Raw genomic sequence first — 19,183 nt, forward strand, 5'->3', positions numbered from 1 at the left:
GCTGCCGTAGACTGTACCGGACGTATTCGAAATACGCACAACTTGTCTGACGTAATTAGGTACCAAGGGGAATTTCGTGTCTGTCCAACTGTCTGCACTGCGGACACCTGGCACCCGCAGTACGCCCGCGCTCGGGCTCGCCATGGGCGTTCTCGTGGTCATTGCTTCCCTGGCGTTGAGCCTCGCGTTCGGAGGCCGCCCCACAAGTTTCGAAGAGCTGGTCCATGCAGTTTTCGCCCCCGACGGATCGGTGGCCGACATCGCCATCCGTGAGCTCCGGTGGCCGCGTACGCTCAATGCACTCGCTGTCGGCACCTGCGTGGGGGTGGCCGGTTGCCTGGCCCAGGGCCAAACCCGCAACCCCATCGCGGACCCCGGCCTGCTCGGCATTTATCCGGGCGCTGCCCTCGCGATCGTTGCCGGGTCGCTGCTCCCGGGCGCTGCCGGAATGAGTACCTACGCCCAGGCCGGATTCGCGTTTGCCGGAGCCGTGACCGCCTGCGCCCTGGTCATCGCCGTCGGATCAGCGACGCGCCACGGCGCAACCCCGCTCACGCTCGTCCTCGCGGGAGCCGCCGTCTCGGCGCTTGCCGGCGGCGTTGTGTCGCTCATCGTCCTCAGCAGTGACGCGGCGCTGGACACTCTCCGTTTCTGGCAAATGGGATCGGTGGCGGCCCGCGGCGCCCTGCTTCCGCAGCTCGTTCCGCTCATCATCGTTGGCCTCGTCCTCGCCGTGGCCAACATCGGCCCGCTCAACGCCCTCGCTCTCGGCGACGACACCGCCCGCTCGCTCGGCGTCTCGGTGGCCCGGGCACGAATCCTCGGTCTCGCGGCACTCGCCGTCCTCGCGGCGGCTTCCGTAACCCTCGCGGGACCCCTCGCGTTCGCGGGCCTCCTCGTGCCGCACGCGGTCCGCGGCCTCGTCGGTGCAGACTACCGCTGGCAGATCCCCGGGAGCGCGCTATTCGGGGCCTCGCTCCTTCTCCTCACCGACACCGCCGGGCGGGTCATCGCACGCCCGGGCGAACTGCCGGTCGGCGTCGTCCTCGCCGTCGTCGGCGCGCCGTTCTTCATCTATCTCGCCCGACGCCGCCGGCTGGTGACCCTGTGAGCGGGGCGCCCGGACTCCTCGCTCCGGGGTCCCGCGTGATCCGCGTGCGGACGGCGTCCCTCGTGCTCCTGCCGCGCATCGCATGGCTCAGCCTCGCGGCGCTGGTGCTCCTGCTTGCAGCCGTTGCGGGTCATCTCATGCTGGCCGGAAGGCCCGTCCAGCTTTCACAGGTGCTCGCCGCCTTCATGGACGATCCCGCGCTTCCCCGGGCCGTCAGGCTGACCGTGCTCGAATTCCGGCTCCCCCGCACCATCGCGGGAGCCGTCGCCGGGGCATGTCTCGCCGTCGCAGGCGGCCTCACCCAAACGATCGCCCGCAATCCCCTCGCGACGCCCGAGGTCCTCGGAGTGACCGCTGGCGCATCGACCGGCGCGGTCGCGGTCCTCGTGCTGGCCGGGGCAGGGCACGGCGGTGCCAGCGGCTTGGCGGCCGCAGTCGGCATGCCCGTCGCGTCTGCGGTGGGGGCCCTCGGCACCGGAACCGCGGTGTTCCTGCTCACCTACCGGCGCGCCCAGCAGGGCTTCGACAGCATGCGCCTCGTGCTCGTCGGCCTCGGTGCCGCTGGCCTCGCGTCCAGCACCACCATTTGGCTCCTCACCCTGGGGGACGTGACAAATGCCTCCCAGGCGATCACCTGGATGATGGGCTCGCTCAACGGCAAGGACTGGGGAGCCGTAGTGCCTGCACTCCTCGCATCGGTGCCGCTCCTCGCAGTGGCCGGGGCATGCGGCCGTTGGCTCCTCATCAGCGCGTTCGACGACGACACCGCCCGCAGCCTCGGCCTCCCGCTGGGGCGGAGCCGGCCGTTGCTCCTGGTGCTCGCTGTTCTCCTTGCGGCCGTGGGAACCGTACTCGCCGGGCCCGTTGCCTTCGTCGCGCTCCTGTGCCCGCTCGCGGCGCGCTTCGCGGGGCGGACAGTCGTTCCCTCACTCGGGCTCACCGCCCTGCTCGGCGCCGCCTTCGTGGTGCTGAGCGACCTCATAGCCGGGTTCTTGCTGCCGCATGCCCTTCCCGTCGGCGTCTTCACCACCGTGCTCGGCGCCCCTGTCCTTATTGCCCTTGTGTTCCGCAGCCAGAAGAGGACCATATGACCACCGCGACCCAGCCCGCACCAAGGGACGACACCGCCCTCCTCTCCGCGCATGGCCTCACCCTGGGCTTTGACGGGCGGACCGTGGTGCCATCGCTGGACGTCGCGTTTGCCCGCGGTACCGTGACGTCGGTCATCGGACCCAACGGATGCGGGAAGTCCACTCTGCTGCGCGGCCTCGGGCGCCTGCTGCGCCCCCAGGCGGGGCGTGTAGCGCTCGACGGCGGCGACCTCGCCGGCATGTCTTCACGGGCCACAGCGCAAAGAATGAGCATCCTCCCGCAGACGCCCCACGCCCCGAGTGGCCTGACCGTGGGTGAACTCGTGGCGCGCGGGCGCCATCCGCGGCAGCGCTGGTACCAGCAGTTCTCCCACTCCGATGAGGGGGCGATCGCGGACGCGCTCGCGGCGACGGACATCGCCGACCTCGCAGCCACTCCGCTCGAGGACCTTTCCGGCGGGCAGCGCCAGCGGGCATGGATCTCGATGATCCTCGCCCAGGAAACCGAACTCATGCTCCTCGACGAACCGACCACCTACCTTGACCTCGCCCACCAGGTGGACGTCCTCGAGCTCGTGCGGCGGCTCAACCAGGACATGGGGCGCACCGTCGTCATGGTGCTGCACGACATCTCCCTCGCGGCGCGGTACTCGGACGTGATCATCGCGATGCGGGATGGCCGGATCGTTGCCGAGGGCCCGCCGTCGGACGTCATCACGCCGGAACTCCTCTGGGAGGTCTTCGGGCTCAGGGCCGAGGTCATCCAGGAGCCCACCGAGGGCCGTCCGCATGTGGTGCCGCTCGGCGCGGGCAGCGTCAAAAGTGCCGCAGCTCCGGGCATGCGTGCCGGCCTGCAGGTCATGAGTGAGGCAGACGCATGACCGGCCCGCTCCGAGCCCCGGCGCGCGGCCTGACCGTACAGTCAACCAAGCCATTCCCGCTGTCGGTGACCGCGATCCGCGATCTGGGCCCGCGCCTGCGCCGCGTCACGTTCGGGGGCACGAGCCTGCTTGGTTTCGGGATTTACAACGGTGCCACCTGGGACTTGCGGATCAAGATCGTGATCCCTTCGCCGGGACGGTCCCTTCCCCGAGCCAAAGCATTTGAATGCCGCGACGCCGAGGACCCCGGCCGCTCGTGGCGGCAGGCGTGGCTGCGCCTGCCCGAGGCCGAGCGCGGCGAACTGCGCAGCTACACCGTGCGGGAGGCCCGCCTCGACGAAGCATACCCGGAGATCGACGTCGACTTCGTCCTGCACCCGGACGGCCCACAAGGCCCCGCGGCCCGCTGGGCCCGGGGCATCAGGATCGGCGAACCGGCGCTCGTCATCGGTCCAAGCGCCTCGGCGGGCCAGTGCGCCGGGATCGAGTTCGCGCCGGGCCGGGCGCGGCACGTGCTCCTGGCGGGGGACGAGACTGCGCTGCCCGCGATCGCGGGAATCCTCCGCGACCTGCCCTCCGGGCTCATGGCAGAGGCCATCATCGAGATTCCCGACGCCGGCATGATTCAGGACCTCCCGACGCAGGCGGCGGCGCAGGTGACGTGGCTTGAGCGCCGGGGACACACCCATGGCGAATTGCTCGCCGATGCGGTGCGCCGCGCCGTCCCGGCCCCGCTGTGCGCGCCCGGCCCCGCCGTCGTCGACCGTGTGGTCGCAGCAGCGGAGCCGCTCGACGTCGGTCCCGAGCGGGTGCTCGTGTGGGACACGCCCCAGTACCGGCGGCTATTCGGCCAGGGGGCCGGGCGCGCAGAGCGAGGCGCCGCGCCGTTCTATGCCTGGATCGCCGGTGAGTCGACACTCGTGACGGGCCTGCGGCGCTATCTGGTCCGCGAGTGCGGAATCGACCGCGAGCAAGTCGCATTCATGGGCTACTGGAAGCAAGGCACGGCGCAGCGCTGATGTGCGGGTGGGGGCGCTCAGCCGCCCACGTGGATGACACGCGGTGCCGGGTGCATGAGGAAGTCCCGGTGGCTGATGTTGTACGCGTACGCGCCGGCCATCCCGAACACCACCAGGTCCCCGACCGCGAGCGACTCGACGGACACCTCGCGCGCGAGGACGTCCTTAGGCGTGCACAGCTGTCCGACGAACGTCACCGGTACGCCGGCGACCTCAGTGTCCTCCCGGCCGGCGTCGAGCGGCACGACGGCGAGCGGCTGGCTATGGCCCTTCGCAGCGGGCGTCCGCAAGTGGTGTGTGCCGCCGGCGCACACCGCGAACCAGCTCCCGTGGCTGCGTTTGAGATCGAGGACGCGCGTGGCGTACCACCCGGAGTAGGCGCTCACGGCCCGGCCGGGCTCGATGCGCACCCGCACGGGGGCATGGCGTGCGACGACGTCGGCCATGCACCGGCCGTAGTCGTCCCAGTCGAAGGCCTCGTCCGGGCGTGCGTAGTCGACCGACATGCCGCCGCCCACGTTGACCTCCTCGAGCGGCATGCCGTGGCGGTCGGCGAAATCGCGCGCCCAGCGCAGGATGCTCTCAGCCATTTCGGCGCACTGGCCGGGACCTAGTCCGCTCGCGAGATGCGCATGGATCCCCACGAAACGGATGGCGTCCAGCTGCGGCAGGCTGGCCGCTGCGTCGTCGGCCGTGTCCGGGTCCATGCCGAAGGGACTGGGGGTGCCGCCCATCATCAGGGCCGCCCCGGCGGCGGCACCGCTTGCCCCGGCAGCTCCGGCGCCGTCCCCTTCCGCGTCGTCGAGCGGGAGGTTGCAGCGCAGGAGCACCGAGGCGACCACGCCGCGCTCACTGGCGAAGCGCTGGAGCCGGTGCAGCTCGCGCGGGCTCTCGACATGGAAGCGGTCGACGCCGGCCTCGAGCGCCGCAACGAGCTCTTCATCCGTTTTGCCCGGGCCGCCGAACGCGAGCGGCACGTCCGGCAGGAGCCTGCGCACGTGGGCGAGCTCGCCGCCGCTCGCGACCTCCAGAGCATCCACGTGCCTCGCAATGACCTCAAGGAGGCCGGCGTCGGGATTGGCCTTGACCGCGTGCAGCAGGCTCAGCCCCGGTCCGGCCTGCGCAAGCCCCGCCTGGATCGTGCCGAGGTGCTTGGCCAGGTGGCCGACGTCGTACACGTATGCCGGCAAGGTGCCCGCGGCGGCCGCGCTGTGCACGGCGTCCAACACTGCCTGGGTGACGGGGACGGATGGGGAAAGGGCAGTGGTGCTCATCGTGCTTCCTCCGGAAGGGCGGTACCAAATGGATTGGGGAACGGGACGTAGCCGGCATGCCGGTCGGCAGCGCGCTGCCAGCGGATCAGCATGTTCGTCTTTGCAGGGAGCGGCACGCCCGCGAGAAGCGCACGGAGCCTCGCGGGACGGCCCAGCTCCTCGCTCACGCGCTCGATAACGTCACCCAGCCGGGCCCAGAGCGCGTCCTCAAATCCGGGATCCTCCAGTACGAGGTCGGCGAGCGCGCCCGCGACCTCCGCGAGGTTGTTCACGAACAGGCAGTAGGCGATCCGGTTCCAGCCGCGCTCTTCGTCATATGCGGCGCCGCGCGCCACTTCCTCCGGCAGGGCGGCCAGGGTGTCCACGTGCCGGGACTCGATGAGCTTGGTGCCCTCAAGGTCCCGCGCGAGGACCGTGCGCGGCAGGCCGTCCGGTCCGAGCACGGCGAGCACGTTCTGCAAGTGCGGTTCCAGGACGATCCCGTGCCCGCCCCACAAACGCAGCACAGACGGCACCAGCAGGCCGACATACCGCTCCCACCAGTCCCTCGCCCAGTCGGAACGGGCTGTGCAGGAACCGTCCGGGGCAAGGTCGGCCAGGCGCGTGGGGGTCCCGGCGGGATCCGGGGATGCCACCAAGCTGCCCAGCAAATGCACGCGGGAGCTGCCTCCCGCCGCACTCCGCAGCCCGCTCCGCACGATGGTACCGAAGCCTTCGAGGACGGCAAGGCGCTGCTCGTCGGTGCCGAGGTGCCCGGGGAGCTGCACACTGCGTGCGGCAGGCTCCAGGAGGAGGTCGAAGCCAGGGCTGGCGGCCCGGACCACGTCCAGGGTGTCGGCGAGCAGGCCTGTGAGAGCCACTGCGCCGGAGAGCTCATAGGCGGCGTTCTTGCGCAGGCAGTTCGTGAGGCGCACGTTGAGGCTCGTCTTGAGGAAGACGTCCGTTTCCGGCTGATAGAGGGTACGGACGCTGGCTGTTGGGTGGAAGGGCAGGCCGATCTCGCCCAGGTCCACAATGACCCCCTCGGCGAGCGCCTGCGCAATCACGGGACCGGTTTCCGGGTCCGCGGAGAGCAGTTCGAACTGCCAGGGGTGGACCGGGACCGCCCGGTGGCCCGCCGGAACGGCATTCCCGGCGAGCAATTCCTGGGTCATCGCGTGCTCGTCGAAGCTTCCCTCTTCCGCGTGCTCGAGGACGAAGGAATCCGGGACGGCAAGCCACCGGAGGCGGAAGGCGGTGCGGGTTTCAGGGGAGAACCGACGCCACTGGGCAAGGTCGCCCGAGCGCCACTTCGGCGAGGGGTGACGGGGGTGCCCTTCGATCAGGGCCTGCTCGGAGTCGAGGAATTCGGCTGCGCTGGGGCCGGCATCGCGGGCGGGTTCCAGCGGCCGCCACTGGAGGATGTCGGCAAGTGAGTCCCGGCTTGCCCGGACCTGCCCGCTGAACTCGGGATTGGGGACCCCGGTGCGTGCCGTCAGCTCGTCGGTGGTGAGCGCGGCCAGTTCCTCGAGGCCGATCACGGCCCAGGTTCCGTCGGAGAAGAGTTCCACCGGGCCTTCGAAGCGGTGCATGGCCACGGTGGAGACGCGGGCCGTACGGGCACGCAAGTGGACGCTGATGTGGGCGAGATGGATCTCGAGGTAACCGTCGTTGAGGATCATTTGGCCGTCCGGGCCTGCCACTTCGCGGACGAGGCAGCCGAGGAGGGTATGGGCGGAGGCCAGTTCGGCATCCGTGTGGACGCGGAATGGGCTGAAGACTGCAGTGCTCACGTGAGGCTCCGATCAGGAACTGGGACAGGGATGGAGAAAGAAGGGAGTTGCTGGGGTGTGGTCATGCGGCGCGCGGTGCAGGCCAGGACGGCGCCCGCGGCGAGGGGTATCACCAGCGGGGCTGCGGGGCCAAGAGCCGCCGGTGCAAGGGTGGCCAAGGCCGAGGCCGTACCGCCGGCCAGAACGGCCCCCGATTTGGAGCTCGCCTCGACCCGGCCGAACAAGGCCCCGGGGGTATGGAAGGGTGCAGCTTCCGCCGCAAGCAGGGACAGCGCCGGAAGGCCCAGCGCAAGGGCCACGCCGAGAAGCAGCCGCCCGGCCAGGAGCCAGGCAAGGGATCCCGGCCCCGGGACGAAGACTGGAACCAGATGTACGACGGCGGACGCCGCCGCTGCCGCGTAGGCAATCGTGAGACCGACGCGCGGCTGGCCCCGCAGTGCGCGCAGGACCACAGCGGCGAAAGCGAGGTATATGACGTGCGGGGCCGCGAACAGGAGTCCGGGCGCCCACGTCGGAAGCCACGGTGCCACGAGGTGCATTAAGGGCACGAAGTAGGGGTACGTCGATACCGTCACGAGCACGAACCCTGCCTCCGCCGTGCACAGGCCGGCGAGGGTGACGGCGGCACGCCGGGGAGCGCCGTCGTCGTCCGTTGCCTCCGGCTCCGTGCGGCGGGTGGGCCGGACGCGGTCGACCCGCCCAAGGGCCGGCATGCGGAGCATGCACAGCGCCGCGACGAGCGGCAGGAGGGCCGCGAGTCCGTACATCTGCCGGATGTCGAGGACGCCTGCGAGCAGGCCCGCGAGGACCGGGGCCGCGACGAGGGCCGTCCGCGCCGAGCCTTGCATGAGGGCGAGCCCGCGGGAAAGTGGCTCTCCGGAGAGGCCCGAGGCGAGATAGGCGGTGCTCGCCGAGTACGTCCCGCCGAGCACACCTTGGGTGACGAGGGCGACGACGAGCGTCGGCAGGTCCTGCGCCACAGCGGCGAGAGCAAACGCAAGCGCGAGGCCGATCTGGGCCCGTATCAGGAGCGGCTTGGGACCGAAGCGGTCGGCAAGCCTGCCCCACACACCCGCCGACAGTGCGGTGAAGAGCGTCGGGAGGACGTAGAGGACGCCGGCCCAGCGGGCCGAAGGGTCGCCCAGTTGCGGGAGCAGCACGCCGAGGTACGGGGGCAGGCCGAGGGCTGCGAACGCCGACGCGCAGTGGGCGCCGGCGATCCCGAGCACGTGGCGGCGGTAAAGGGTGCTCACGTGCGGACCGCCCCGTTGTCAGGTACGGCCACGTGGTCCGGAACGGCTTCCCGGCCTGGAACGGCCAGGTAGTTGGGTCCCGTGCGGAGGTAGAACTTGTTGATGTCCGCGCACCCGATCCGTTCCTTGGGCAGCAGCGTCCCCGCCGTGAGCATGCCCTTGACCGGCAGGCGCTCCGCGTCGAGGATGCGCGTCCGGAGGAGGTCCGCGGCGGCCAGGGACCCGGCATCGTGCGGGTCGGTCCAGCGTGCGCAGGCCTCCTCGAGGCGGGTCCGGGCGCGCCTGAACATTGCTGCCCGCGCGGCGTCGTCGTCGCCCGCTGCCTCGACGACGAGCGCCGCGGTGCACAAGTGCAGGGTGATCGTGGTGAACATGTCCGCGAGCTCGGCCGGGTCCTGGGCAGCGATGCGGGCATCGCTGAAGTCCCCGGCCCGCACAGGACGGCCCAGTGCCTTGGACGCCCGCGAACAATCGATGCGCGCGCTGTCGTTGTCCTTATAAACCAAGCGCAGACCGTCCGGCCCCTGTGCCACCGTGATGTTCTGCTGATGCGCTTCAAGCGCGATCCCGTAGCGCAGCCACAGCGCCACATGCCAGTCCAGGAGCAACTCCGTGTAGGCGTCGAGCCATTCCCCGGCGCTCTGGCCGGCCTCGGCGGCCAGTTCGTGCAGGACCCGCCGGCCCGGTTCGCCGGAGGCCGGTGCCAGGATGGCGGCTACGGGGGCGAGGATGTCCCCGGCCACGGCAGGCGGGTAGTCCCGGACGAGCACCGCGTGCACTTCGCTGCCGCTGTCGGCCCACCGCGACTCGTCCGCGAGGAGGATGCGGCGCGCCAGCCGGGGCTCGCGGTCCAGAATCTCGGTGAGAATGCCCTGCATGATTTCCCCGCCGGCGAGGGTCCCGGGCTTGATGGTCCGACGGTTGCGGCGCCCGAGCGATGCCGTTGGCAGCGGCAGTTTGAGATGGGTTGCCGGGTCATCGACGAGGGCGACCGTGCGGGTCGAAAGTGTTGGCACCACGAGCGGACCGGGATGCCCGACGGCGGTGACCTCGCCACGGGCGACGGTCAGCGGGTGCACGGGCAGCGCCACGAGGTCTTTTGCTGCCTGCTCGGAGGCCCCGAGCTCGGCCGGCGAGGGCCACCAGGCAGGAAGGCTGTCGCCGAGTGCCGCCGAGAAGTTCACCTCGCTTCGAGGCACGAGCGTCCAGGCGAGGCGGAATTCCGGCCGGAACTCGGGCGCGTAGGAACGGACCTCGTCATCGCTGAGACCCCAGCGGCAACGGCCGGTCGGGTGCACCGGGTGGTCGCGAAGGGCGGCCGCGGCCTCGTGCCGGAGGAGCCCCGCGAAGCCGCGCAGCCCGCCGTCGTCCGCGGAACCCCCGTTCGCCCGGGCGGCGGAATTGTCCTTGGCCAAGGGCGCGCATTCGGTCTCGTGGAGCACCACGACGTCGGCGCTCTGGCGGCATTCCTCGGCGAAGTCCGCCCATCCGGCCTCGGCCTCGGCGTCGTCGCGCGGCGCGAGCGCTGCGAGGACGGCGTCGAGCGTTTCGGCGGCTGTTACGGTACCGGCGGCGTCCTCAACGGCGTCTTCAACAAGGATGTAAGGCTCCGCGAGGCGGTGCTCGGCGAGGAAGCCGTCGGGCCGGACGGGAAGGTGCAGGATGCGGCCGCCGGGCAGCGGCGCGCTCCACCACTGCCCGTCGTGACGGGCGTCTTTCGCTTCGTGTCCGGACCGGCCGGCCGACTGGATGCCGAGGTGGTCTTCACGCAGGAGGGCATCGACCACCCGGCAGAGCAAGGCTGCAACAGCCCCCATGGCGGCGGGGGCCGAGTGGGGACGGGCAGGGGCGGAAAGGGCAGGGGCGACGGCGCTCATGCCCGGACTTCCCAGCTGTTGCCTGCGATGAAGCGCTCAACGGCGTCGTCCACCGCTGCGGTCCGGGGGCCGATCGCGTGAACCACCGAAAGGTAATCCCGGTTGGTGCCGTGGAGCGGGGCCGTGACGCCGGGGCTGCGCAGACGCCGATGCTGGAGCCGGACCCCGTGCGGGAGCTCGTCGTGCCCTTCGTCGGGTGCAGCGAGCAGCGTTCCGGCACGGTCCGCAGTCACGTAGCGGAGGTGTGCGCTGCGGTCGATGGCGGCCGCATCGGGAAGGCCTTGCGGGAGTGCCTCGCCCATGTGGATGCGGATGACTTGTTCGAACAGGTCCACACCAAGCAGTTCCGAATAGATGAGGTCCATGGTGTCGCCGATGAGACGGTAGTTGACTTCGATGATGCGCGCCCGGTCCCCCTGCAGGACGAACTCCGTGTGGCACGCACCGAAGCCAACGCCGAGGGCCGCGAGCTGGTCGAGGAGGTGCCGCACGACCGTGTCCGGAAGCCCGGGCTCCCAGTCGCGGCGCGACTCCGTGAAGAACGGGGGCACGCCGAGCGAGGTGTGCCACGAACCGAGGACATGCAGGGACTGGCCGTCACCGAGCGTCTCGAAGGTGTGGAGCCCGCCCGCGAGGTACTCCTCGACGACGAGGGTGGTGTCCGGGCGGCGCGACCGGATGTCGGCGGCCGTGGCCACGAGGCCGGCGAGGTCCTCGACAAGGAGCACGTCTTCACTTGCGACGCCTTCCCGGGGCTTGACGACGGCGGGGAACGGCATGTGTGCGGCTACCGCCCCGATGTCGTCCCCGGGGGCCACCTGGACTGAAGCGACCGTGTCGAGACCCGCGTCCGCGAGGGTCCGGCGCATGAGGAACTTGTTCTTGCAGCGCAGCGCCGCACGCCATTCCTTGGCCGGGAGGCCAAGCAGCTCGGCCGCGAGCGATGTGGCCGACTGGAGATGGTCGCTGTTGCTCAGGAGCCCCGTGGGCAGCCCGAAACGGGGCTGCAGCCCAAGGACCGTTGCCGCGACGGCGCCCGGGTCGCGCACATCGGCATGTTCGACGGCGGCCGGCGGGAAGGGCACGTCCGCGTAGGCAGCACGGTGCGCCTCAGGTTCGTCGGTGAGGACCACGACGTCGAGGCCGAGTTGGGCCGCCGCGGGCAGGAAGCCGCGGGTGACGGCGTCGGTCGGGTTGAGGGCAGTCAGGTAGAGGCACACAGAGGGCTCCGTCGGGGCAGGATTGGGTGTTAGGCAAGGCTTAGCTAAGTTGCATCAGGACCGCGCCGTCAAGCCGGAGGGAGTGTGTCGTTCGCCACGTCAGTTCAATTTGCACATAAAAACGTGCTGTATTACAAATTGACTTCGTATCGTCCGTTCGAGCGGCCCCTGGAGGCACCATGTCCCGTCCCCACACGCTCGCTCGACGGTTCGCCAAGCCCGGCGCGGTCGGGCTCTACTGCTCGGTACCGGCACCCACCCTCGTCGACATGATCGGCCACGCCGGCTTCGATTTCGTCATCCTCGACACCGAGCACTCACTCGTAGGGGACGCCGAGCTCGCCGCACTGCTGCGGGCCGCCCAAGCGTCGGGCCTCGACGCCCTCGTCCGGGTACCCGAAAGCGATCCAGGGTCGATCCTCCGTGCGCTCGACGCCGGCGCGACTGGTGTTGTGGTGCCGCACGTCCGGTGCCGAGCCGACGTCGACGCAGCACTCCGCGCGGCCCGCTACTTCCCGGACGGCATGCGGTCCCTCGGCGGCGGAAGGGCATCGAACTACGGCGTGGGCGACCCGCGCGAGGTCATTCGTCGCGCCAACGCCGAGGTGGTGGTGGCGGTGCTCATCGAGGACCGCGAAGGCGTCGACGCGATCGACGAAATCCTCGCAGGCGGCGGAATTAACCTCGTCCTGCCTGGCCCCGGCGACTTGTCGCAGTCCTACGGTGTTCCGTGGGAGACGCGGCACCCGCTGGTCCGCGGAGCCGTCGAAGCGATCCACGAGGCCTGTCTGCGCCACTCCACCCCGTTTGCCCCCATGACCACCAACCCCGAGGCCCACGCACGCTGGCGTGCCGCCGGGGCGACGTCATTCGTTCTCGGCGACGCCCAGGATCTGGCGGCTCGCGTGATCCGGGAGCAGTACGCCTTGGCCGGGTCCGGTAGCGACAAGGAATAGCTGACAGATTCCTTGTGGATTCTTGGGGCCGACTTCTTGGTTAGCCAGCTTGCGCCAGGGCCAGCGAGCCAAGAAGCTGCGGCTTGCCCGTCCCGCTCACCCTCGGAGGAAGTAGTCCGGAGCTCACCGACGCCGGACATCCGCTCCGGCGGATCGCCCCCGGCTGACCTCGGCACCGGCATGCCGCTGGAGGGTGAGGCTGTCCACGGTGCTGACCAGCATCATGGCCGCCATGGCCAGGAACGCGCCTTTGTAGGGTTCCACCGGGCCGCTGCCGAACACCGGTGCCATGTCGAAAATGCGCAGGAACAGGGCGCCCACGGCGATGCCCGCACCGGCAGCAAGCTGGACCAGCGTTGCCGACACGGCATTTGCGGAGGGCAGTTGCTCCGGGACGATGTCCGCGTACTGCACCGAGGCGTACGCGGAGAAGCCGATGGAACGAAAAACACCGCTCAGCACCAGGAGGCCGAAAATGAGCGGTTCCGGCGTTTGGGCGTCCAGAAACGCGCAGGCAGCAAAGGTGGCCGCCGAGGCCAGCGAGGCGAACACCAGCACGGGTTTGAAGCCGAAGCGCCTGATGATGGGCGTGGTGGCGGGCTTGATGCCGATGTTGCCGATGAAAACGGCGGCCACCATGGCCCCGGCTTTCAAGGGGTCCCAGCCGAAGCCGTCCTGGAACATCAGCGGCAGCAGGAAGGGCACCGAGCTGATGGTCAGCCGGTAGATGAATCCGCCGGTGGACGTGGCCCGGAACGTCCTCGCGGCAAAGACGTCCAGCCGGAACAGCGGTGCCCTGGCTTTGAGCATCCACCAGGCGGCTCCTGCCAGCGAGAGCACGCCGGCACCGACAATGGCGGCGGCCAAAAGCCCCGCGCCGTGCCCGCCCACCGTCTCCAGCCCCACGACGAGCGCACCAACACCCAGGGTCGTGAGGACAAGGCCAACCCAGTCAAGGCTGCGATGGCGGTCCCCTGCCGTCCGCGGGACGATCCGCAACGCCGCGATGAAGGCTGCGATGCCCAGCGGGAGGTTGATCAGGAAGATCCAGTGCCACGACAAGTAGGCGGTGATGGCGCCGCCCACCAGCGGAGCCAGGACCGGGGCCATCAGTCCCGGCCACACGAGGTACGCGGTGGCACGCAGCAGGTCCGCCTTGGGAGTTCCACGCAGAACCAGGAGCGTCCCGACGGGAACCATCATGGCCCCGCCCGCACCTTGGGCCACGCGGCTGAGGGTGAGCATCGTCAGGTCCTGGCTCACGGCGCACAGCAGCGAGGCCGCCGTGAACAAGGCGATGGCCAGGCAGAAAACGCGGCGTGCTCCCAGCCTTTCGGCGAGCCAGCTGCTGAACGGGATGCCAACGGCCACGGTCACCAGGTACGCGGTCATGGTGATGTTGACGTCCGCAGGAGCCACCTGGAAGTCCGCAGCAATGCTCGGGATGGCCGTGGTCAGGACGGTTCCGTCCAGGAACTCCATGAAGAACGTCGCCGCCACAAGCAGCGCCAGCCGTGGTTGCCACGGCGCAGCGTCCGCCTTGACGTCGGTATTGCCCGGCATGCCCCTCCTATCCCGCCTGCGCGAGGGCCAACGGCAGCACAGCGGCGGCACCGGACTGCCGCAGCGCGCGGCCGGCGATGGTCAGGGTCCAGCGGCTGTCCACGAGGTCATCGACCAGCAGGATGCTCTGCCCCTGGAAATCCGCAAGCGCGTCGTTCAGTTCCGGTCCAACAACCAGCCTGTCCCATACTCCGGCCAGCCGGTAGGCGCTGTTGCCGCCGCGGCCGCCGGTGGGGCCGCCGTGCTGAAGCTGCAATTGCCCAACGTACGGCATCCGGCCGATGCCGGCGATTCCCTGGGCCAGCGATTCCACCAGGCGGGGCTTGCCACGCGAGGGAAGACTCACGACGGCGGCGGGCCGCCCGCCGCCGCTCCACGGTGTGGTGCGACCATCGGCCCCGGACCATTCCCGCAGCACCTGAACGCAGGCCTGGAGCATGCCGGGATCCACCTCGCGGTCCGGCGCCCCGGCGGCAAACAGCTCGCGAAGGGCACCGCCCCAGCCAAGGTCCGTCAGCCGGGCCAGGACACGGCCCTCGAAGATGCTTTCGTCCGCTTTGATCTTGCCCTTGACCCCAACACCCAGGCGGTCCATGCCGCTGGGCCACTGGAGCCGCGGTTCCAGTGCAATGCCGGCGCGGCGGAGCGTCTGCCCGGCAGACTCGGCAGCGGCCGCCGCAACATCAGTGGGGAACCAGCGGCCGGCGCAGTTGTCGCAGCGTCCGCAAGCGGCTGCGGTCTCGTCATCCAGGACGGAGGTGATGTACTCCATCCGGCAGCCTGCCGTGTCCTGGTAGATGACCATGGAATCTTGCTCGTCGACGCGGGCCTCCGCAATCCGGGCGTAGCGTTCGGCATCGTAAATCCAAGGGCGGCCTGTGGAACGCCAGCCGCCTCCGACCCTTTCCACAGCACCGTCCACGGCAAGGACCTTCAGGAGTAGTTCAAGCGGTGTCCTTCGCAGATCCACCCGGGCCTCCAACGCCACGGTGGATATGGCGCTGCCGGCGTCCGCCAACGTGGAAAGGACTGCCGCAGCCTTCTCCTCGGACGGCATTGACGCGGTGGCGAAGTACTGCCAGATCTCGCGGTCTTCGGAACCTGGCAACAGCAGGACATCGGCGTTGGCAGCGCCGCGGCCCGCACGTCCGACTTGCTGGTAGTAGGCCACGGGCGAGGACGGGGCGCCGAGGTGGATGACAAAGCCCAGGTCCGGCTTATCGAAACCCATCCCCAGGGCCGAGGTGGCCACCAGGGCCTTGACCTGGTTGTCCTTGAGCAGCTGTTCGGCGCGTTCACGGTCCGCGGGGTCCGTCCGTCCCGTGTAGGAGAGGACATGGTGGCCTGCTTCGGACAACAAGCGGGCCGTGTCTTCCGCGGCGGAGACAGTCAGAGTGTAGATGATGCCGCTGCCTGGCATGTCCGAGAGATGCGTCAGAAGCCAGCCGAGCCGGTCCCGGGAATCGGCGAGCGTCAGTACGCCCAGCCGCAACGATTCGCGGCCGAGGGCACCACGGAGGGTCAGCACTCCGGCGCCCAACTGTTCCTCGATGTCGTGGACCACTCGTGAGTTGGCCGTTGCGGTGGTGGCCAGGGTGGGGACGCTTTCCGGGAGCTGTTCAATGAGGTCTGCGATGCGGCGGTAGTCGGGCCGGAAGTCGTGCCCCCAGTCCGAGATGCAGTGGGCCTCGTCGATCACCAGCAGCCCGGTCCGCCGGATGAGTTCGGGGAGTTGGTTTTCCCGGAACGAGGGATTGGTGAGGCGCTCGGGCGATACCAGCAGGACATCGACCTCATCCGCAGCCAACTGCTCCAGGATGCTGTCCCATTCAAGGGCATTGGCTGAGTTGATCGCCACGGCGCGTACGCCTGCGCGGGCTGCCGCAGCCACCTGGTCCCGCATCAGGGCAAGAAGTGGCGACACGATCAGCGTGGGCCCGGCCCCGCGGCGGCGCAACAGCAGCGAGGAGACGAAGTAGACGGCCGACTTTCCCCAGCCGGTGCGCTGGACCACCAAGGCGCGGCGCCCCGCGTCCACGAGGGCTTCAATGGCCTCGAACTGGCCATCGTGGAATTCGGCCCCGGGGTGCCCCACGAGCTCACGCAGGCACTCGAGTGCCTGCTGACGGGTGGAAGACTGGACTGGAGCGACTGCCGCATCCGGGGTATTGGCCATGGATTCAGTATTCCAGCCGGCACCGACAGCAAGAACCGCGGGTCCTGGCTATGTGGACAAGCGTTGTACACATAGCCGGCCTGAGTGGCGGACACATCCGCCGACCACAGTAGGATAAAGCCCGTGACTAGCGAGCAGAACAAGACATTCGACCTGTCGGCCTCCTTCAAGGCCTACGACGTCCGCGGCATTGTGGGCGAATCCATCACGGCCGAAATCGTCGAAGCGGTGGGCGCCGCCTTCGTCGACGCCCTTGGGCTGGGCGGTGAAACCGTCCTCGTGGGCGGTGACATGCGTCCCTCCTCCCCTGAGTTCACCCAGGCATTCGCCTCCGGCGCCGCTCAGCGTGGGGCCAACGTCCAACTCCTGGATCTCATCTCCACCGACGAGCTTTACTACGCCTGCGGCGCCCTCAACGCAGCCGGCGCCACGTTCACCGCAAGCCACAACCCGGCCGAGTACAACGGCATCAAGATGTCCAAGGCCGGCGCACAGCCCATCTCCTCGGAAACCGGGCTCAAGGAAGTCCAGGCCCTCGCCGAGCAGTACCTGAACCAGGGCAGCATCCCCGCCGCGGAAACGCGGGGCCAGATCAGCGTCCGCGACGTCCTCAAGGACTACTCCGAGTACCTGCGCAAGCTCGTTGACCTCAGCGGCTCCCGCCCCCTGAAGATCGTGGTGGACGCCGGAAACGGCATGGCGGGCCTCACCACGCCGGCCGTCCTGGGCGACAAACTGCTTCCCGCGCTGCCGTTCGAGATCATCCCGCTCTACTTCGAGCTGGACGGCTCCTTCCCGAACCACCCGGCCAACCCGCTTGAGCCGGAAAACCTGCGCGACCTGCAGGCCGCCGTCGTCAAGCACGGCGCCGACATCGGCCTGGCGTTCGACGGCGACGCCGACCGCTGCTTCGTCATCGACGAAAAGGGCGAACCCGTGTCTCCGTCCGCCATCACCGGCATGGTGGCGCGCCGCGAAATCGCGCGCGCCCAGGCTGCCGGCGAGGCAACCCCCGTCATCATCCACAACCTGCTGACCTCGAAGGCCGTCCCGGAACTCGTGGCCAAGGACGGCGGCCGTGCGGTCCGCACCCGCGTGGGCCATTCCTTCATCAAGGCCGTCATGGCAGAGGAAGGCGCCGTGTTCGGCGGGGAGCACTCCGCCCACTTCTACTTCCGCGACTTCTGGAACGCAGACACCGGCATGCTGGCCGCCATGCACGTCCTGGCAGCACTGGGCGAGCAGGACGGCCCGCTGTCCGAGCTCGGCCGCCAGTACGAGCCCTACGTTTCCTCCGGGGAGATCAACTCCGAGATCGAAGACAAGGCCGGCGCAATCGAACGCGTCCGTGCCGACTTCGAAGGCGATGACATCGAGATCGACCACATGGACGGCAGCACGTTCAGCGCCAAGGACGGCAGCTGGTGGTTCAACCTGCGCCCGTCCAACACGGAGCCCTTCCTGCGCCTGAACGCCGAAGCCAAGGACCAGGCCACCATGGCCAGCGTCCGGGACCGCGTCCTGGGCCTCGTCAGGGCATAGGGGACGCCCATGACTGAAGCATCCTGGCGCGATTCCGTGCCTGAGGCCTCCGCCGCCGATCTTGAAACCCTGCTGGGCACCGGGATCGGGGCCGCCCGCGAACAGCTTGAAGAGCACGGCGGCTTCCTGCCGTTCGCCCTGGTCATGGAGCACGGCAGCGACATCCGTCTGCTCGCCGTCGCTCCCGAAGCAGGCCGCGTCGAGAGAGCAGGCAGTGCTGAGGCAGCCAACGGCGAGGCCGGGGATCAGGATGAGTCCGGTTTCGACGCCGACTCGATGATCCAGGACCTCACCGAGCTGCTGCGCCAGAACCGCGGCGACTTCCGCGCTGCGGCGCTGGTCTGCGACATCATGCTCGTGGACGAGGACTCCGATGCCATCCACGTTGCTGCCGAGCACTGTGACGGTTCGGTCTTCGCGGCCGTCCTCCCCTACGGCCCTGGCGCCACGGGCCCTGCTCTGGAGTTCGGCCAGCTTGCTGCGGACACCAACGAGCCCGTGGTCTGGGTCGACTAGACCGGGCTAGTAGGCTGCCGTCATGAAAATCAACGCGTTCGCAGACGTCAGCCTGCGCGCACTGCTGGTGCTGGCCTCGGCACCTCAGGGGGAACTGCTGACGACGCAGACCATCGCCGACGCCGTCGGAACACCCTACAACCATGTCAGTAAGGCTGTGATCCGGCTCCGTGAACTGGGGCTGATCGACGTCGAGCGCGGCCGCAACGGCGGCTCAAGGCTCAACCAGGCAGGCCGGACCGTCACCGCGGGAACCCTGCTCCGGAACCTCGATACCCGCCAGGATCCTGCCGAGTGCACCACTCCGCATGGCGACTGCCCGCTCATCCTGGACTGCGGACTGCGCCATGCGATGGCCCGGGCCCGGGAGGCCTTCTACCGGGAGCTCGACGACGTGGTGGTCGCCCAGCTGCCGAACGCGCGCCAGATGGCGCCGGTTTTCGCGGGCATCGGCCTTCGCCCGGGCCTCTAGGCTCGATTTGCACCGGTCTTCTACGAGTGCAGAAATTAGATTGAATCTAGCATTTCAAATGCGGCTTTTGCCACCCACCTGGTCAACAACCCGGGCACGCTGCGGGAAGCCGTACTGTCCCGGATCGCGCACAAGCACGCCCAACAGCACGATGTGGAGCCCGGCCAGTACATCAGCGTCCGGGTCCGGCTCGCTGACGGAATCCGGCAGGTCCGCCAGTACTCCCTCTCCGGAGAAGCCGGCACCAGCCGCACCTTCACGCCCTTCATGAAGAAGATCCACTACGAGGTCTTCGGCCCCGACAGCTGGCTGGCCTCCTAAGCAGCGCCGGAGTTTATGTACAGCTGTCGCCCTCATGAGCGGCGATAGGGGCGTGAACTGTACATAAACTGCGGGAACGACGGCGCCCCCGCACCTTTCTTACAAAAGGTGCGGGGGCGCCGTCGTACTTTCCGTTGGG

General features: G+C 69.2%; 15 protein-coding genes and 1 pseudogene. 9 read left to right on the plus strand and 7 right to left on the minus strand.

What is annotated here, in order from left to right; genetic code table 11:
- Positions 1–76 precede the first annotated feature (76 nt).
- Genes J1902_RS12650 through J1902_RS12665 form a run of 4 tightly spaced genes read left to right on the plus strand, consistent with a single transcriptional unit; the run spans position 77 to position 4,102 of the window.
- On the plus strand, positions 77–1,111 hold the full coding sequence (locus tag J1902_RS12650; RefSeq protein ID WP_307794443.1) for a FecCD family ABC transporter permease: 1,035 nt from the start codon (positions 77–79) through the stop codon (positions 1,109–1,111).
- On the plus strand, positions 1,108–2,202 hold the full coding sequence (locus J1902_RS12655) for a FecCD family ABC transporter permease (RefSeq protein ID WP_307794444.1): 1,095 nt from the start codon (positions 1,108–1,110) through the stop codon (positions 2,200–2,202). Before J1902_RS12650 ends, J1902_RS12655 begins: the two co-directional genes overlap by 4 nt.
- Positions 2,199–3,083: an ABC transporter ATP-binding protein gene (locus J1902_RS12660; RefSeq protein WP_207616602.1), complete on the plus strand. Its 885-nt coding sequence runs from the start codon at positions 2,199–2,201 to the stop codon at positions 3,081–3,083. Before J1902_RS12655 ends, J1902_RS12660 begins: the two co-directional genes overlap by 4 nt.
- Complete coding sequence (locus J1902_RS12665) at positions 3,080–4,102, plus strand: siderophore-interacting protein (protein WP_207616603.1); 1,023 nt, start codon at positions 3,080–3,082, stop codon at positions 4,100–4,102. Before J1902_RS12660 ends, J1902_RS12665 begins: the two co-directional genes overlap by 4 nt.
- A gap of 17 nt (positions 4,103–4,119) precedes the next feature.
- Here the strand turns inward: J1902_RS12665 and J1902_RS12670 are convergent, their stop codons facing one another.
- Genes J1902_RS12670 through J1902_RS12690 form a run of 5 tightly spaced genes read right to left on the minus strand, consistent with a single transcriptional unit; the run spans position 4,120 to position 11,498 of the window.
- Entirely contained in the window at positions 4,120–5,376 is a 1,257-nt protein-coding gene (locus tag J1902_RS12670) for a type III PLP-dependent enzyme domain-containing protein (protein ID WP_207616604.1), read from the minus strand.
- Positions 5,373–7,148: an IucA/IucC family protein gene (locus J1902_RS12675; protein WP_207616605.1), complete on the minus strand. Its 1,776-nt coding sequence runs from the start codon at positions 7,146–7,148 to the stop codon at positions 5,373–5,375. The genes J1902_RS12670 and J1902_RS12675 overlap by 4 nt, the downstream gene beginning before the upstream one ends.
- A complete protein-coding gene (locus J1902_RS12680; RefSeq protein ID WP_207616606.1) occupies positions 7,145–8,401 on the minus strand; it encodes an MFS transporter in 1,257 nt (418 codons plus the stop codon). The genes J1902_RS12675 and J1902_RS12680 overlap by 4 nt, the downstream gene beginning before the upstream one ends.
- Positions 8,398–10,278: an IucA/IucC family protein gene (locus J1902_RS12685; RefSeq protein ID WP_207616607.1), complete on the minus strand. Its 1,881-nt coding sequence runs from the start codon at positions 10,276–10,278 to the stop codon at positions 8,398–8,400. Before J1902_RS12685 ends, J1902_RS12680 begins: the two co-directional genes overlap by 4 nt.
- Entirely contained in the window at positions 10,275–11,498 is a 1,224-nt protein-coding gene (locus J1902_RS12690) for an ATP-grasp domain-containing protein (protein WP_207616608.1), read from the minus strand. Before J1902_RS12690 ends, J1902_RS12685 begins: the two co-directional genes overlap by 4 nt.
- Positions 11,499–11,677: 179 nt before the next feature.
- Here J1902_RS12690 and J1902_RS12695 point away from each other — a divergent pair, with 179 nt between their 5' ends.
- Complete coding sequence (locus J1902_RS12695) at positions 11,678–12,454, plus strand: HpcH/HpaI aldolase family protein (protein ID WP_207616609.1); 777 nt, start codon at positions 11,678–11,680, stop codon at positions 12,452–12,454.
- A 123-nt stretch (positions 12,455–12,577) separates the two neighbouring features.
- Here the strand turns inward: J1902_RS12695 and J1902_RS12700 are convergent, their stop codons facing one another.
- Both J1902_RS12700 and J1902_RS12705 read right to left on the minus strand, forming a co-directional pair.
- Positions 12,578–14,017: an MFS transporter gene (locus J1902_RS12700; RefSeq protein WP_207616610.1), complete on the minus strand. Its 1,440-nt coding sequence runs from the start codon at positions 14,015–14,017 to the stop codon at positions 12,578–12,580.
- A gap of 7 nt (positions 14,018–14,024) precedes the next feature.
- Positions 14,025–16,193, minus strand: coding sequence for a RecQ family ATP-dependent DNA helicase (locus J1902_RS12705; protein WP_207616611.1), 2,169 nt, complete (start codon positions 16,191–16,193; stop codon positions 14,025–14,027).
- Between the two features lie 123 nt (positions 16,194–16,316).
- On the opposite strand from J1902_RS12705, the gene J1902_RS12710 reads away from it, so the two are divergent.
- The 4 genes and pseudogenes from J1902_RS12710 to J1902_RS12725 all read left to right on the plus strand — a co-directional run.
- On the plus strand, positions 16,317–17,735 hold the full coding sequence (locus J1902_RS12710) for a phosphomannomutase/phosphoglucomutase (protein ID WP_207616612.1): 1,419 nt from the start codon (positions 16,317–16,319) through the stop codon (positions 17,733–17,735).
- Positions 17,736–17,744: 9 nt separating this feature from the next.
- Complete coding sequence (locus tag J1902_RS12715; RefSeq protein WP_207616613.1) at positions 17,745–18,251, plus strand: hypothetical protein; 507 nt, start codon at positions 17,745–17,747, stop codon at positions 18,249–18,251.
- Positions 18,252–18,273: 22 nt separating this feature from the next.
- Positions 18,274–18,723 carry an RrF2 family transcriptional regulator gene (locus J1902_RS12720; RefSeq protein ID WP_207616614.1) on the plus strand — a complete coding sequence of 150 codons (450 nt, stop codon included), beginning with the start codon at positions 18,274–18,276 and terminating at the stop codon, positions 18,721–18,723.
- 54 nt (positions 18,724–18,777) lie between these two features.
- Positions 18,778–18,984, plus strand: a pseudogene (locus tag J1902_RS12725) (globin family protein); the annotation flags it as partial.
- Positions 18,985–19,183: the final 199 nt, after the last annotated feature.

The sequence above is a fragment of the Arthrobacter cavernae genome (assembly GCF_017368795.1).
Lineage (GTDB): Bacteria > Actinomycetota > Actinomycetes > Actinomycetales > Micrococcaceae > Arthrobacter > Arthrobacter cavernae.